Source organism: Acinetobacter sp. NCu2D-2 (assembly GCF_001647675.1).
Classification (GTDB): domain Bacteria; phylum Pseudomonadota; class Gammaproteobacteria; order Pseudomonadales; family Moraxellaceae; genus Acinetobacter.
In genome coordinates, this window is record NZ_CP015595.1 from 245,853 (window position 1) to 260,913 (window position 15,061).

15 protein-coding genes are annotated in these 15,061 nt (G+C 41.0%); 12 read left to right on the forward strand and 3 right to left on the reverse strand.

What is annotated here, in order from left to right; translation table 11 throughout:
- Positions 1-2 precede the first annotated feature (2 nt).
- Entirely contained in the window at positions 3-2,342 is a 2,340-nt protein-coding gene (locus A3K93_RS14300; RefSeq protein WP_067732048.1) for a DUF1989 domain-containing protein, read from the reverse strand.
- A gap of 169 nt (positions 2,343-2,511) precedes the next feature.
- On the opposite strand from A3K93_RS14300, the gene A3K93_RS14305 reads away from it, so the two are divergent.
- From A3K93_RS14305 to A3K93_RS14340, 8 genes are all read left to right on the forward strand, one after another.
- On the forward strand, positions 2,512-3,696 hold the full coding sequence (locus tag A3K93_RS14305) for a sensor histidine kinase (RefSeq protein ID WP_227509904.1): 1,185 nt from the start codon (positions 2,512-2,514) through the stop codon (positions 3,694-3,696).
- A complete protein-coding gene (locus tag A3K93_RS14310; protein ID WP_067732051.1) occupies positions 3,689-4,384 on the forward strand; it encodes a response regulator in 696 nt (231 codons plus the stop codon). The genes A3K93_RS14305 and A3K93_RS14310 overlap by 8 nt, the downstream gene beginning before the upstream one ends.
- Positions 4,385-5,173, forward strand: coding sequence for a PAS domain-containing protein (locus A3K93_RS14315; RefSeq protein ID WP_067732053.1), 789 nt, complete (start codon positions 4,385-4,387; stop codon positions 5,171-5,173).
- A gap of 93 nt (positions 5,174-5,266) precedes the next feature.
- Positions 5,267-6,634, forward strand: coding sequence for an NAD(P)-binding domain-containing protein (locus A3K93_RS14320; RefSeq protein ID WP_067732055.1), 1,368 nt, complete (start codon positions 5,267-5,269; stop codon positions 6,632-6,634).
- Between the two features lie 180 nt (positions 6,635-6,814).
- The gene (locus A3K93_RS14325) at positions 6,815-7,336 is read left to right on the forward strand and encodes a dimethylamine monooxygenase subunit DmmA family protein (RefSeq protein WP_067732057.1); all 522 of its coding nucleotides are present in this window, start codon (positions 6,815-6,817) and stop codon (positions 7,334-7,336) included.
- Positions 7,336-8,280 (forward strand): PDR/VanB family oxidoreductase, encoded by a 945-nt coding sequence (locus A3K93_RS14330; protein ID WP_067732199.1) that lies wholly within the window; start codon positions 7,336-7,338, stop codon positions 8,278-8,280. The genes A3K93_RS14325 and A3K93_RS14330 overlap by 1 nt, the downstream gene beginning before the upstream one ends.
- 25 nt (positions 8,281-8,305) lie before the next feature.
- Positions 8,306-9,331, forward strand: a complete 1,026-nt coding sequence (locus A3K93_RS14335) for a heme-dependent oxidative N-demethylase family protein (RefSeq protein ID WP_067732059.1) — start codon at positions 8,306-8,308, stop codon at positions 9,329-9,331.
- 37 nt (positions 9,332-9,368) lie between these two features.
- Positions 9,369-10,499 (forward strand): aminomethyltransferase family protein, encoded by a 1,131-nt coding sequence (locus A3K93_RS14340; protein ID WP_067732061.1) that lies wholly within the window; start codon positions 9,369-9,371, stop codon positions 10,497-10,499.
- A 332-nt stretch (positions 10,500-10,831) separates the two neighbouring features.
- Here the strand turns inward: A3K93_RS14340 and A3K93_RS14345 are convergent, their stop codons facing one another.
- Both A3K93_RS14345 and purU (A3K93_RS14350) read right to left on the reverse strand, forming a co-directional pair.
- Complete coding sequence (locus A3K93_RS14345) at positions 10,832-11,170, reverse strand: P-II family nitrogen regulator (RefSeq protein ID WP_067732064.1); 339 nt, start codon at positions 11,168-11,170, stop codon at positions 10,832-10,834.
- Between the two features lie 129 nt (positions 11,171-11,299).
- Positions 11,300-12,163, reverse strand: a complete 864-nt coding sequence (gene purU / locus A3K93_RS14350; RefSeq protein WP_067732066.1) for a formyltetrahydrofolate deformylase — start codon at positions 12,161-12,163, stop codon at positions 11,300-11,302.
- 204 nt (positions 12,164-12,367) lie between these two features.
- Here purU (A3K93_RS14350) and A3K93_RS14355 point away from each other — a divergent pair, with 204 nt between their 5' ends.
- The 4 genes from A3K93_RS14355 to A3K93_RS14370 all read left to right on the forward strand — a co-directional run bounded on the left by A3K93_RS14355 (position 12,368) and on the right by A3K93_RS14370 (position 15,050).
- A complete protein-coding gene (locus A3K93_RS14355; protein WP_067732068.1) occupies positions 12,368-12,685 on the forward strand; it encodes an SMR family transporter in 318 nt (105 codons plus the stop codon).
- Positions 12,686-12,861: 176 nt separating this feature from the next.
- Positions 12,862-13,095, forward strand: coding sequence for a hypothetical protein (locus A3K93_RS14360; RefSeq protein WP_067732201.1), 234 nt, complete (start codon positions 12,862-12,864; stop codon positions 13,093-13,095).
- A 198-nt stretch (positions 13,096-13,293) separates the two neighbouring features.
- A complete protein-coding gene (gene purU / locus A3K93_RS14365; protein WP_067732070.1) occupies positions 13,294-14,160 on the forward strand; it encodes a formyltetrahydrofolate deformylase in 867 nt (288 codons plus the stop codon).
- Complete coding sequence (locus A3K93_RS14370; RefSeq protein ID WP_067732072.1) at positions 14,157-15,050, forward strand: bifunctional 5,10-methylenetetrahydrofolate dehydrogenase/5,10-methenyltetrahydrofolate cyclohydrolase; 894 nt, start codon at positions 14,157-14,159, stop codon at positions 15,048-15,050. Before purU (A3K93_RS14365) ends, A3K93_RS14370 begins: the two co-directional genes overlap by 4 nt.
- Positions 15,051-15,061: the final 11 nt, after the last annotated feature.

Genomic DNA, 15,061 nt, shown 5'->3' on the forward strand with positions numbered 1-15,061 from the left:
TATTAACTTCGTACTCGCGTTCTTTCAGGATCGTAAAATGGAAGGCTTGTAACCTTGCAACTTAGTCTTTTTTTATGCCCATCAAGTAAACCGACTTCAAGGCAAGTACCAATATTTGCGTATTCTGGTGCTAAACGACACAAAGCGATCGGTTTCTTTAAGAGGGGTGATTTGACACAACTTGTCACTACTCCAACAGGGAAACGTCCTGCATAAATTTCATCACCATGATTGACGGACTCATTACCGTCCAAAATTAATCCCATTAACTTGTGGCGACTCGCAGGATTTTGATTTTGCATGGCTTCCTTGCCAATAAAATCTTCTTCCTTAGTCTTCATAGGTACAGTAAAACCAATACCAGCTTCGTAAGGATTGATATGTGCATCGAATTCATGATTTGCAAAGATAAGACCTGCTTCGATTCGAAGCATATCTAAGGCATCAAAGCCCATTGGTGCCAGTCCATAATTTTTACCTGCTTCCCAAATACTATCCCATAGTTGTTCTGCATGGTTAGGGTGACACCATATTTCATAGCCCAATTCACCAGTATACCCCGTACGTGACACCATTAGCGGAATGCCCTGAGGCCCGCCAAGTTTAGCCAAAGTGAAATGAAACCATGCAAGGTGTTCAATGTCTGGTTGATGTTCAGGTGTCCAAATGATTTTTCGTAATAAAGCACGGCTATTTGGGCCTTGGACTGCTAAATTATGAATTTGAGATGTTGCATTTCTAATGCTCACCTTAAAGCCCATTTCTAAAGCTTTTTGCTTTAACCAAATACCTGAAAACTCATCTCCACAAACCCAACGGAAATTATGCAATCCCAATTTGAAAATCGTTCCATCATCAATCATTCCACCAGTTTCTAAACAAGATGCAGAATAAGCGATCTCGCCTATTGCTAATTTGCGTATATTTCGGGTTAACACAGATTGAAGAAAGGTTTCAGCATCTGGACCTACGATATCAAATTTACGCAGAACACTTAAATCCAACAGTGCGACACGTTCGCGGCAAGCAAAGTATTCTGCTGTGGCGCCAAATCCATCGTATTCATTTGCAATCCAAAAGCCCTTATATTCGCTAATTCTAGAAGTGAGTGACTTGATACGATTAAAAAATCCTGATGATTGCGTCATTCTTGGTTGCTCCTCAGGCAGTAAACGATAGTGCTGAGATCGTTTAAAAGTTTCGGTTTCGGCATAAATGCGAATATGAATATCTGTAGGGATCCAACCATTGGATGGATCAATATCATCTGGACAGGCAGAGCTAGCGCAGACTAGGTCACGATTGGCACGCATTAAAATATAGTCGCCCGGTTGCGACCATGGTTCATCCATACTGATCGTGCCACAGTGTTCGACCATGGTGTTGTAGAAAAAATTAATCGCAGGCCATGACGTTCGAGGCGCAATGCCATAGTTTTTAAGTATCTGATTAAAATTATCACTACAGGAAATGTGACCAAAATATCCAGCATCATTATAAAATTTAGGACTACATGCCGTTAAAAACATGTCATGGCGTCCGACAGTGTCTTGAACCACTTCTACCATGCTATGTAAGTCTGTGCCGTAAAAGCGTGAATGGAGTCCTGGCTTTGGCGTGGAATGACCCAATACAGTTCGCGTTGCTACCGCATCAAGTCCAATTTCTTCTCCACGTGCTAAGGCTTCGGCATCAAAGGCTAAAAAATCTGAACATTGTTTCCCTGCGACATCAATGACTTGAATCCATTGACCTTTTTTAACCAAATAGCTTCGAGCAGAAGCACGTGGAATATGAATTTCTTGAATGGGCTTGGCTAGAGGAGGGGGCAAATACTCAAATTTAGGTTGTGCTTTATGCACCTTAATTTGAATTTCCTCACGCTCATGTGAGCTACAAACATCGAGATCACTACATGTATTCCATACATAAACATTCACAGCCTCATGAGCGATTAAGCGGGCTGTGTTTTCAGCTTGGAGTTCGAAAAGTTGATCAATAACTTCTGAACCAAGATCAAATTGAAGCATTTCCTGCTTTAACTGCACTGCGCTCAAACTATTTTGCTGAAGCTGTTTTTGTGATTGACCTGAGGGTTTAGAAGTCAGCTCACCATTTAAACATTCAATAGACTTTAATGCAGGTTTACTTGTGAAAGAACGAACCCATATTTCTACTGACTGACTTAAAAGTATGAGCTCAATCTGATCTTGTGGCTCAAGACAAACTTCAGTGATATGTTGCAAATCTGCACGTAAATGGAGGTTATGAATGGGCTTTTGTAAATTTATAAAGGCTTGGTCTAATACGGTATCACTAGATAAGTCAGCGATATGTCCCATAATTCACCACCAATAGCGTTATTAATTGTGCTGATTTTTACCTGTTTATCAGTCCGGTGCTATTTCTCAGAGGGAATACCTCTGTGGAGATAAGTCGAGATTGGCATGATTCATGCTCAAAAAATATAACTACGAAGAATAATGAGCTGGTTTGGTTAAATAGATCGAAATGAGTGCAAAAATGATGGGGTTGAAAGAAAATGCATCGTTTGAGCAGGATAAAATAACTACACCTGCACAAGTCGCACAGTTAGAGCAGCAATTGGCGACATATCGATTTGAAGCCTATTGCTTAAGGCTAAAAAATCACATTAGTCGTATTCAAGATCTGAATGCAGAATTACCCAAATGTCTTGAATATCTTAAACAGCAACAACCGCTTGGGCATGTGCCTGAATTTGCAGTGGTTTTGTGTTATCCCTTTACCCAGGAATGTTTTATCTATCATGCTGTAGAGAGTGGCTTAGGCTCGGCGACTATTAGTCAAATCCAGCAAACATTATTGCCTTTGTCCTCCCACAGTGACTTAGAAAATTGGACAGAAACTGTGCGGATTGCATCGCATTTAGCTGATTTAATCATGGTCGGTCAAGATATGATGGTGTGGCGCATGTTTTTGAATGTGAATGAAAAACATCAGATTCATCAGCCCTTTCTGCGACAGCTTGATGAAACTATTCAGCAAGGGTTTCAAGAACGCGATCTACAAAAACGACATATTCAAGACGTATTGGAACAAGAGCGCAGAGCCTTTTCGGCAGATTTACATGACAGTATTGCGCAAATTCTAGGTTTTTTAAGACTCAAGTCTGCACAGCTCAGCCAACAATGTAAGCAACTACCAGATATGCAATTGGCCAACCAAGCTGAGGAAATTGCCAGTTATACCCATTACGCCTATCAGCAAGTGCGTGAGTTAATTACGGCATCACGTTTGGCTTATCAAGAACTTGATTTTATTGTCGCGCTGAAAAAAATCATCACAGAGTTTGAGCAGCAGTCTGGCATTGTGTTTGAACTTGATCATCGGGTGCATCATGTCGCTATTCAACCCAAACAATCTGTTCAAGTGCTGTATATCGTGCGTGAAAGCTTAAGCAATGTTGTCCGTCATGCACATGCTTCTCATGCCAAGATCATGCTAGATGTGGAAGCTGAGCAACTGCATCTTAAAGTTTTAGACAATGGTCAAGGGATTCAACCTGACTTAAAACGTAAAGACAGTTTTGGGTTAGAAATCATGCAAGAACGGGCTGGTCGGATTGACGCGCAGCTTCGTATTTATCCAGCAACACCACAAGGCACCTGTGTGGAATTAAAATTGGCACTGAAAGGGGAGAATGCAGATGTCTAAAATTCAAGTCAGTATTGTCGATGATCATGCGCTCTTTAGACGAGGTGTCGTGGATCTTATTTGTCAATCAAGCCACTTCAGTTTGCTACAAGAATATCAGGCCGGTCAGGATTTTTTAAATGAGATGCACGCCCAGTGCCCCGATATTTTATTACTTGATATACAAATGCCGACCATGTCAGGTCTAGAGGTGTTAAAGACTTTAAATTCACGGCAACATCCGTTCAAAATTGTCATGCTTACTGCATGTGAAGATGAACAAGCGTTATTGGATGCATTACGTTATGGTGCACATGGTTTTTTAGCCAAAGATACGTTGCCTGAACTAATTTTAGAGCACTTGCAACAGGTATATGTCGGTAAGACTGTCTTACAAGAGCGCTCAATTGACATTTTGGCACAGCAATTTCGATCAAGAGAACATGTAGTGCTCAGTCCACCCGCGCAAAATCATCCAGTCTGGTTGCATGATATGACGCAACGTGAACAAGAAACCTTAAGACTAATTGCCAAAGGATTAAACAATAAACTCATTGCACGCGAGCTTGGCATTAGTGATGGCACGGTAAAAGTATATGTAAAAAATTTACTTCGGAAACTGAATGTGCATTCGCGCTTAGAACTTTCGGTATGGGCACATCAAAATTTAAACTTGGCTGCCCTTGATCCTATGAAGGAGCATGAATAAATGTTATCTGTGAGGTCTGAAATTTATGCGAGTCAACAGGATGTTTTACTGGACAGTTGTTGGAGTCCGGTATTTGATCAGCTCAAAGAATGGGTCATTTTATTTGATGAGAACTTACAGATTTTAAAAGCCAATGTGGCATGGAGAAATTTTGATCAAGGAAGGTTACAAGCACTGAATCGTTATATATATCCTGAAGACCTCTATGTCTGTGTCAAAGAAATGCAGTCACAGAGTACACAATCGGTTTATCTCCGTTTGATTCATTCCGATCAATCTTTGAGATGGATTGACGCCAATATTCAAAAAATTGAAGTGCCAGACAAAAGTTCACTGCAAAAGCGACAATTGTGGTGCTTACTTGCGCGAGAGCAAACTGAACAGATCAATGCTCGCTCAATAAAAGATGCGCAGCAACGTATGCTTAGAGGTATTTTACAGCGAATGCCGATGATGCTGTACCGATCACGGAATAATCGTGACTGGACGATGGAATATGTCAGTGAGGGGTGTAAAAAAATAACAGGTCATAGCGAAAAAGAATTAATCAACACGCCTTTATATGGGCAATTGATTCACCCACATGATCGAGATGATGTTTGGCACAATATCCAACTTGCTTTAGAAGTGCATCAAAGTTTTCATATTCGTTATCGATTGATGACTGCACAACAACAGACTCAATGGGTACAGGAAATTGGTCAAGGGGTTTACTCGCAAAGTGGTATGGTACTCGGTATTGATGGTATTGTTTTCCAAACACAAGCAGAACGCGAATTTATACCCTAAGGCTTACTCATTCTGAGGAATGTCCAGTCAAGATCACACGCGCTAATTTAATTGCAACGTCGAATTTTTGACATTCAACATGGGAGAATCACCATGACACGCGTTGCAATTATAGGGGCAGGGCCAAGCGGGATGGCGCAATTAAGAGCGTTTCAATCTGCACAAGCCAAAGGAATTGAAATTCCAGAAATCGTTTGCTTTGAGAAACAATCGGATTGGGGAGGGCAATGGAATTACACATGGCACACTGGGATGGATGAACACGGCGAACCTGTACACAGCAGTATGTATCGCTATTTATGGTCGAATGGTCCAAAAGAATGTTTAGAGTTCGCCGATTATAGTTTTGATGAACATTTTGGTCGCCCTATTGGGTCTTATCCACCGCGCGCGGTGCTTTGGGACTATATTAAGGGGCGTGTTGAAAAAGCCAATGTTCGCCAATATGTCCGTTTCAATACAGCAGTGCGCTATGTCAGTTATGACGATAACAGCAGCCAATTTAGCGTTACCGTACAAGATTATGATCAGGACAGGATCTATACTGAAGTCTTTGACTATGTCGTGGTAGCTTCAGGACATTTCTCGACACCAAGAATTCCCGAGTATCCCGGTTTTGAACAGTTTGGCGGACGTATTTTACATGCGCATGATTTCCGCGATGCACTCGAGTTTAAAAACAAAACAGTTCTGATTGTCGGTAGTAGTTATTCAGCCGAAGATATTGGCTCACAATGTTATAAATACGGTGCTAAACGTATTATAAGTTGCTACCGCACGGCACCTATGGGCTATCATTGGCCCGAAAATTGGACTGAATGCCCGCAGCTCACCCATGTAGATCAAACGCATGCCTTTTTCCAAGATGGAACTTCAGCCGAAGTGGATGCCATTATTTTATGTACAGGCTATCTGCACCATTTTCCATTTATGACGGAGTCTCTACGTCTTAAAACCAATAATATTTTGTATCCTAAACATCTGTATCAAGGGGTGGTGTGGGAGCAAAACCCAAAACTGTTTTATTTGGGGATGCAAGACCAGTGGTATTCCTTCAATATGTTTGATGCCCAAGCATGGTTTGCTCGTGATGTGATATTGGGTCAAATTACATTGCCAAGCCTGAGTGAGATGCAAGCGGATACAGAAGCATGGCATGAGGCGGAAAAATCTCTAGAAGATGTACACGCGATGTACAAGTTTCAGGGAGATTATATTATGCGGTTGATTGAGCAGACGGATTATCCAACCTTCAATATTGAAGGTGTACGCCAAACCTTCTTGGCATGGAAAAAACATAAGAAAGAAAACATCATGACCTTTAGGGATCATACCTATAGGTCTTTAATCACAGGTACAATGGCTACGCCACATCATACGTCATGGCTTGAAGCTTTGGATGATTCTCTAGAGGCTTACTTAGCCACGAAAGCCACTGAAATACAGCAAAAAGCAGGCTAACTCAGCCCTCTATACGATATTTCCTTTTTGCAGGGCCATCTTCTTCGGTCCTGCTTTTTTTTATCTTTTTAAGTTTTAACAAAGCTTTACCTCAAAGGGGGTATGTTTTTTAGGGAATGTTCGACTGCCTTAGAATCCTTTAAATATAAAGCTATCAGTAATTAAGCAGGATACGCTGCCATGTCCAATGCCATGTACAGCACACCGATTTATCAGGACTATCCAGACATTCGTGCCTATGCATTAGGGTATGTCATTGTGCTTGAAACAGATGATGACGCTCTACTTGTAAAGATTTATGAACATTTAACACCTGAAGCTCCCTATCACGTCTTAATTCAAGCCTCGCTTGGTGAACAAGGTCTGATGGACGTCAAAAAGGTATTACAACAATATCTTAGTCAAGCCAAAGCAGGCATACATATAGTCGTGGCTGGCAGTGAAGCTTTTCTTTGGCAAATTCAGCAAACAATGGCTTCACAAGGCTGTTTGCGTGATGAATACAGTTTGATTGTTGCGGGTGAAGCACAAAGATTGGTGTATTGCGTGCATTGTGGGCATCAGCAATTGAGTGCTGTATCTGATTTTTGTCACTGTGAGTCCTGTGGTGTGCATTTACTGATTCGTACTCATTTTTCACAGCGTTTAGGGGCATATATGGGCGTGTGTGCCAATGCCCAACAACCGATGGGAGTTCAATGATGAGCACATCTGTTCAGGTTCGTGTCAAAGCAATTCAGCCCATCACACCCGTCATTAGTGAATTTAGTTTTGAGCCGGTTGACCAAGATTTACCTGCATTTTCATCAGGTAGCCACATTGTCGTGGAATTGCCATTAGCAGATCGCGTTATTCGGAATGCCTATTCATTACTAAATGATCCTTTTGATTATCGGGAATATAAAGTTGCGGTGCGTTTGCAGGAACAGTCTCGTGGTGGTTCACAATATTTACATCAACAGGTGAAAGTCGGTGATCACTTACAGGTCTCTGCACCATTAAATCTATTCGCACTGCATTCTCAAGCACGTCACCATATTTTTATCGCGGGTGGGATTGGCATAACGCCATTTATGTCACACATGCGTTATATGTTGCATGCAGGGGCTAGTTTTGAATTGCACTATGCGTGTCGTGATGGCATTAGCAATGCCTATGAAAACGAGCTGAAAAGCTTATTTCAAGATCACGTCCATATCTATTCGGAAAAAACTGCACAACGTTTAGATGTTGATACTTTGCTTCGCAAGCAACATTTAAACACACATGTGTATATCTGTGGTCCAGATCGTTTAATCAAAGCAGTCGCACATAGCGCAGAACAATTGGGATGGTCAGCCAACCGTGTCCATTGGGAAGCATTTAGTTCACCTGCACCTGGCTTACCCTTTGATGTTGAGTTGACTCAATCTCTCCGAAAAATTCATGTAGCTAGTGATTTTAGTTTACTTGAAGCCTTAGAGGCAGAAGGTATTTACCTGCCGAACTTATGCCGTGGTGGCGTGTGTGGACAGTGTGCAACTGGCTATAGCCAAGGTGAAGTGGAACATCTCGATCATTATTTAAGTGTCCAAGAACAACAACGATTATTGATGCCTTGTGTATCACGTGCCAAAGAAGGGCAATGTCTATATCTCGACCTATAACGATAGTCACAACAGGGGAAGCGTCATGACAATACAATTTAATCTCAATGAAAACATGCATGATCAATTTAGCTATTACAACAGTCCAAAGGCGATCGAGCGTTTCCCATTTCCATTTCCCGAAGATCAGTACATGTATTCGGTCAATATCGAACCGGCAACTTCAAAACCGGATACGATCTTTGAACATTGGTTTGATGTCGATGAACATTATGTGACGGAAATGAATGAGCGCCGCTTAACTCTCGAGCAAGATCCGAAGCGTTGTATTGTCATGCCACATATGCTGCAAGCCAGTTGGGATTTTTTGGCTTTGGTGATGGAGCGCTACTCTAATGATTATCCTAAGCATTTTAGTTTAAACAAACAGGGCAAAGCATGGCATTGGATCAATCGACCTTTAAATATTGATCAGGAATTTCGATTTGGAGATTGCGATTCATTGCCAATGCATCCTTTTGAATATATCAGTCGTCAGTTTCAAGGTGATGTTGCCATTCTCGATCAACGTGATGGTGACTTGTATATGGATGCCGGCATGATCACTGGGCCTGCGGATTGGTCATTGAACTTTGATGCAGGCATGAGTTTTAAACAGTGGCATGCACCTGTACCCCAACTGGCACATAACTTAGGCGTGTTTGATCGAGCATTGAAATTTTTGCTGAATATTCAAGTCGATCAACCTTATCGCCGATTGAATTGGACCATGACGGTGAATCCTCGTATGGATACCTCATCCGAAACCTATCATTTGTGGGGACATGAGCGTGGCATGGTCACGGCTGACAATGTCGGTGAACTTTTACATTTAAGGGTTGAACTGCAAATGATGCCACGTCTAGCCCTGAGCAATGCGTTGTTATTTAGCATTCGCACCTATTTGATCAGTTTAAATGACCTCTGTTCGAACCCTGCATGGGCACGACGACTATACCGTGTGATTCGAGATTTACCTGAGCCGATTGCAGATTACAAAGGCATTAGTGAATACCGCGAACCTTTGGTGCAATGGCTTAGTCAATTTGACCGCGAAATAGAAGCGGCTTAAGCCACATTTTATTATTTAATGGAAGGAACATAAATTCATGGCAAATTCTTGGCGTATTTCTGCATTGGCAACGCATCATCGTGCCTTAGGTTCTCAGCTTGAAGATTGGAATGGCATGGGAACAGCTTGGACCTATGACAGTGATATTGCAGATCATTACACCGCAATTCGAACCAAAGCGGGTTTAATGGACGTTTCGGGTCTAAAGAAAGTCCATTATGTGGGTCCACATGCTGAAAGCTTACTTGAATACGCAACCACAAGGGATATCTCGAAGTTGTATCCTGGTAAATCGGTCTATGCCACCATGCTGAATGAGCAAGGTAAATTTGTCGATGATTGTGTCATTTACCGGACAGGTCCAAATGCCTTTATGGTGGTACATGGCACTGGTATTGGTCATGAAATGTTGGTGCGTTCAGCAGTCGGTCGACAAGTTGCGGTATTATTTGATGATGATTTACATGACCTGTCTTTACAAGGTCCCTTAGCAGTTGATTTCTTAGCAGAGCATGTACCAGGTATTCGTGATTTAGCTTATTTTCACCATATACAAACCAAACTTTTTGGTGCGCCAGTGATGATTTCACGAACTGGTTATACTGGTGAGCGTGGCTATGAGATTTTTTGTAAAGCTGCTGATGCTCCGATGATTTGGGAAACCATTTTGGACAAAGGTGCATCTTACGGCATTATTCCATGTTCATTTACCACTTTAGATTGGCTGCGTACAGAAAGTTACTTACTTTTCTTCCCATATGACAACTCAGAATATTTTGCATTTGAAAATGATGTGTGTGGCGATACCTTATGGGAATTAGGTCTAGACTTTACGGTATCTCCAACAAAAGGGGAGTTTCGTGGTTGTTATGAGCATCGTCGTTTGCAAGGAAAAGAGCGCTTTAAAATCTTTGGGGTATTGCTTGAAGGGGATCAAGCCTCAGCCATGGGTGATGAACTGTGGGATGGTGATCGTAAAATTGGCGTCATTACCTGTGGTATGTACTCACCACTGACTAAAAAATCGGTGGCACTAGCACGTGTCGATGTGGATTATGCTGTTCAAGGAAAAGCAATACGAGTGACAGGAAGTCTAGACGTGAATGCGATGACACATACCTTACCGTTTGATGACCCACAAAAACTTAAACGTACAGCAAAAGGTTAGATTTTTTCCTTTCCAACCACCTGCCTTCGGGCAGGTTTTTTTTACGTTTTCTGTTTTAAATGAGGACATTTCTACTTGGGAGTCAGAGGTTTTGGCTTCCTCTTTTATAACATTGTATTTTGTCGCTATGAAAATCCCAATCATCTACGATTGGTTTTTTATGGATCCTTCACGTTCCACGCTTGCTTGTTCATCAATGTTCCACGAATTTATCTAGATTATATAAACGCAAAAGGTTTAAACAATTTCAGATCAAAAGATTCTAAATTATATTTATCCTCGTCTTAAGCAAAAAAAGCTGTCCTTAGACAGCTTGTGGAGAAAATTGACTTTTAAATAGCAGCTTCACCTAATTCATTTGTACGAATACGGACCACTTGTTCCAAATTAGTCACAAAGATTTTTCCATCACCAATTTTTCCAGTTGAAGCAAATTTGGTGATTGTTTCAATACATATTTCAACTTGTGCATCTGTCACTGCAATTTCTAATTTAACCTTAGGTAGGAATTCAACATTGTATTCAGCACCTCGGTACGTTTCGGTGTGACCTTTTTGACGACCGAATCCTTTTACTTCAGTTACGGTTAATCCTTGAATACCTTTTTCAGAAAGCTCACTGCGTACATCATCCAACTTAAAAGGTTTAATAATTGCTGTAATCAACTTCATAGATTTTCCCCGATAAAAAATAGTTTTATATTTAGTTTAAAAATTAAGCAAAATTAATGCCTAAATTTATATTTTTAGGTGAATAAACTCAATAAATCTAAAGTAATATGAATGACTTATAGAATGAGGTTATTTAAACACCACTGTACGTTCATGATTGGAAAAAACGCGATGCTCAATAAAATATTTCACGGCTTTAGACAGTGCAATGGTTTCCGTATCACGACCTAAAGAGACTAAATCGTCGGGTAAATAAGCATGATCGACACGTTGGACTTCTTGTTCAATGATCGGACCTTCATCGAGATCGGCTGTGACAAAGTGCGCAGTTGCACCAATTAACTTTACACCACGCGCATAGGCTTGGTGATAAGGTTTTGCGCCTTTAAAACCAGGTAGGAATGAATGATGGATATTGATTGCACGTCCTGATAATTGACGGCATAAATCATCCGACAAGATTTGCATATAACGCGCCAAAATCACCAATTGGGTGTGTGTCTCATCAATGATTTTTAACAATTCAGCTTCTTGCTGTGATTTGGTGTGTTTGGTCACAGGCAAATAGATAAAACGAATGCCTTCACGTTCAGCAATATGGCGTAAATCTAAGTGGTTCGAAACAATTGCCGTGATTTCAAAATCAAGTTCGCCTTTATGATGGCGATAGAGCAAATTGAGTAAGCAATGGTCAAATTTACTGACCATGATCAGCACTTTCATCGGCTGCGTATAGTCAAAAAATTCAGCATGCATGGCAAAGCGTTCTTCAATCGATGCAAAGCCTGCTTTGAGCGCGGTAAAGTCACCTTGACCTGTATGAAAGCGAAACACAATACGTGTGAAAAATTGCTGCGTCAATTCATCATCAAACTGTGACATTTCACTGATATAACATCCTTGATCTGCTAAGTAGCCTGTAATAGCACCCACAATCCCAACGGTTGCAGGACAACGAATTTTTAAAACATATGCAGTACTCGATTGTTGCATTTTAAAACTCCTAAAAAGAGGTCGATGGCAGCGCTATAACGGCAAAATAGATGTCTTCTACTATAAAAGGCTGAGTTTGATCGTCCATATCGCAGAAGAGTGAAATCGAGGCGTCATTAGAGGTAAGCCTTATGAGGTATAGGCTTTTGCGAGCAAGCTTTGCAGTATGTGAACTGGACATAAATCAAGAGATCAGCAGGTATGATGGCGTGGGTTGTATTGTTATTCGCGGGGTTGCTCGAAATAGTTTGGGCCTATTTCATGAAACTTTCAGAAGGGTTTACTAAACTCATTCCAACGGTGTTGACCTTATTTTTTGTTTTACTCAGTTTCTTTTTATTGAGCTATGCCATGAAAACATTACCGCTTGGCACTGCTTATACCATTTGGGCAGGCATTGGCGTAGTCGGTTCATTTGTGGTGGGGGTATTGGTTTTAGGTGAGTCGGCAAGTCCAATCCGAATTATTGCGGCATTGCTCATTGTGACGGGCTTAATTTTAATGAAAGTTTCTACCGACTAACAAAGGTGCATTTTTAAAACTATTGCGCAAAATCAATGCAATTTTTATTCATCGGAGGAAATTGCAGATTTTAAAAATCTTAGAAACCCTGCTGTTTCGGTGCTGTTTTAGATTGGCGTATTAATTGCTTATTTCACTAGGCATCGTTAGGGATGTCTTTTGCAGGAGAACACATCATGAGTTATCCAGAACATTTTACCATTAAGAATATTCGTATGGTCGATCCGAGTACCTGCGAAGTTTATATGCTGAATGATGACAAAAAGACCATTAAAGCTTGGAGTATTCAGTGTAGCCAAGGGGTCGTTCATATTTTTCATGAACGTTTGAATCAATTGCTGCAGTCTACACAACCTTTTCAGGCTTTACTGCAACTTAAACAATATTACAAAGTTGATGTCCTTTGCTAAAGGATACCTACCATGTCAGACCTAGAATCTGGCATGGTAGAGAAACAAATATTCTTAATAAGAAAAAAATATTCATAAAACTATAGACAGATTAAAAAAAATCCAATATAAATTCCTTTAAATAAATATATTTTCCTGATAGGAAATAAATTTAAATCATTCAGATCAACTGATTGAAAAGTTTTAAGGAAAATCTACATGTCACAATCAGATCTTGCGCAGTACATTCTTAAAATTACCTGTCCAGCTGCATCGGGCATCGTGGCGGCAGTTACGGGGTATTTAGCAAACAATCATTGCTATATTAGTGAAATGTCTCAGTATGATGATGAGACCACAGGCCAATTTTTTACACGTATCGTATTTCGCTTTAATGAAGGGCAGGGCGATATCGAGGCATTAAAAGTAGGCTTTGAAATAGTAAAAACCGAATTTCAGATGCAAGCCGATTTTTACGACTGTAAGCAGCCGATGAAAGTGCTGATCATGGTTAGTAAGTTTGACCATTGCTTACTCAATTTGCTCTATCGCCATCACAAAGGTGAGCTTGATTTTGAAATCACGGCAATTGTTTCGAACCACTTAGATCTACGCCCTATTGCTGAACGTGAAGGCATTCGTTTTATCTATTTGCCAGTGACTAAAGACACTAAAGCCCAGCAAGAAGCTGAACTTTTAAAAATTGTTGATGAGACAAAAACAGAACTTGTGATTCTTGCACGCTATATGCAAATTCTTTCGGATGATTTATGCCGTCAATTGTCAGGACGTGCGATCAATATTCATCATTCATTCCTACCTGGTTTTAAAGGTGCAAAACCGTATCACCAAGCTTTTGAACGTGGCGTTAAATTGATTGGTGCAACTGCTCACTTTGTCACAGCCGATCTTGATGAGGGTCCGATCATTGAACAAGAAGTCCAACGTGTCGATCATGCCTATTTACCCGATGATTTGGTTTCAGTAGGTCGAGATACCGAAACAGTAGCACTGTCTAAAGCCGTGAAATATTTCGTTGAGCACCGTGTATTCCTTAATGATGATCGTACGGTGGTATTCAAATGAACAGTAGCCTGAACTTAAGTGCTCAAGCACAGATCATTGATGGTAAAGCAACTGCCAATGCCGTGTTGGAAGAAGTCAAAGCCGAAGTTGAACAGTTTAAAGCACAAGGTATTGCGCCATGTTTGGCGGTCGTCCTAGTGGGTGATGATCCTGCAAGCCATGTCTATGTACGTAATAAAGTCGAAAAAGCTCAGTATGTGGGAATTCGTTCACTCGAGTTCCGTTTAGATGCCGACACCGATCAGCAAACCTTGCTTGCTCAAATTGATGCCCTTAATCGCGATATGTCCGTTCATGGCATTTTGGTGCAATTGCCATTACCTGAACAAATTAATGAAACCGTGGTACTTGAGTTCATCGACCCGAAAAAAGATGTCGATGGCTTCCATAGTGAAAATGTCGGTGGTCTAAGCCAAGGTCGCGATGTCCTCACGCCATGTACTCCAACAGGCTGTATTCGCTTATTGAAAGACACCATTGGCGAAAACTTATCAGGTTTACATGCGGTGGTTGTTGGACGCTCCAATATTGTCGGTAAACCGATGGCAGCTTTATTACTTAAAGAAAGTTGCACCGTTACGGTTGTTCATTCTAAGACCAAAAATATTCAGGCGCTATGTCAGCAAGCTGACATAGTGGTTGCAGCAGTGGGTCGTCCACGGATGTTGAATCAAGAATACTTTAACCCAAATGCTGTGGTGATTGATGTGGGGATTAACCGCATCCAAGAAAATGGCAAAAACCGTTTGGTGGGGGATGTCGATTTTGAAGAGGTCGCAAATCATGTCCAAGCCATTAGCCCTGTACCGGGTGGTGTCGGTCCGATGACCATTGCCTATTTAATGAAAAACACGCTGACTGCAGCCAGATTACAAACACAGCAAATTTAAAAAAATACATC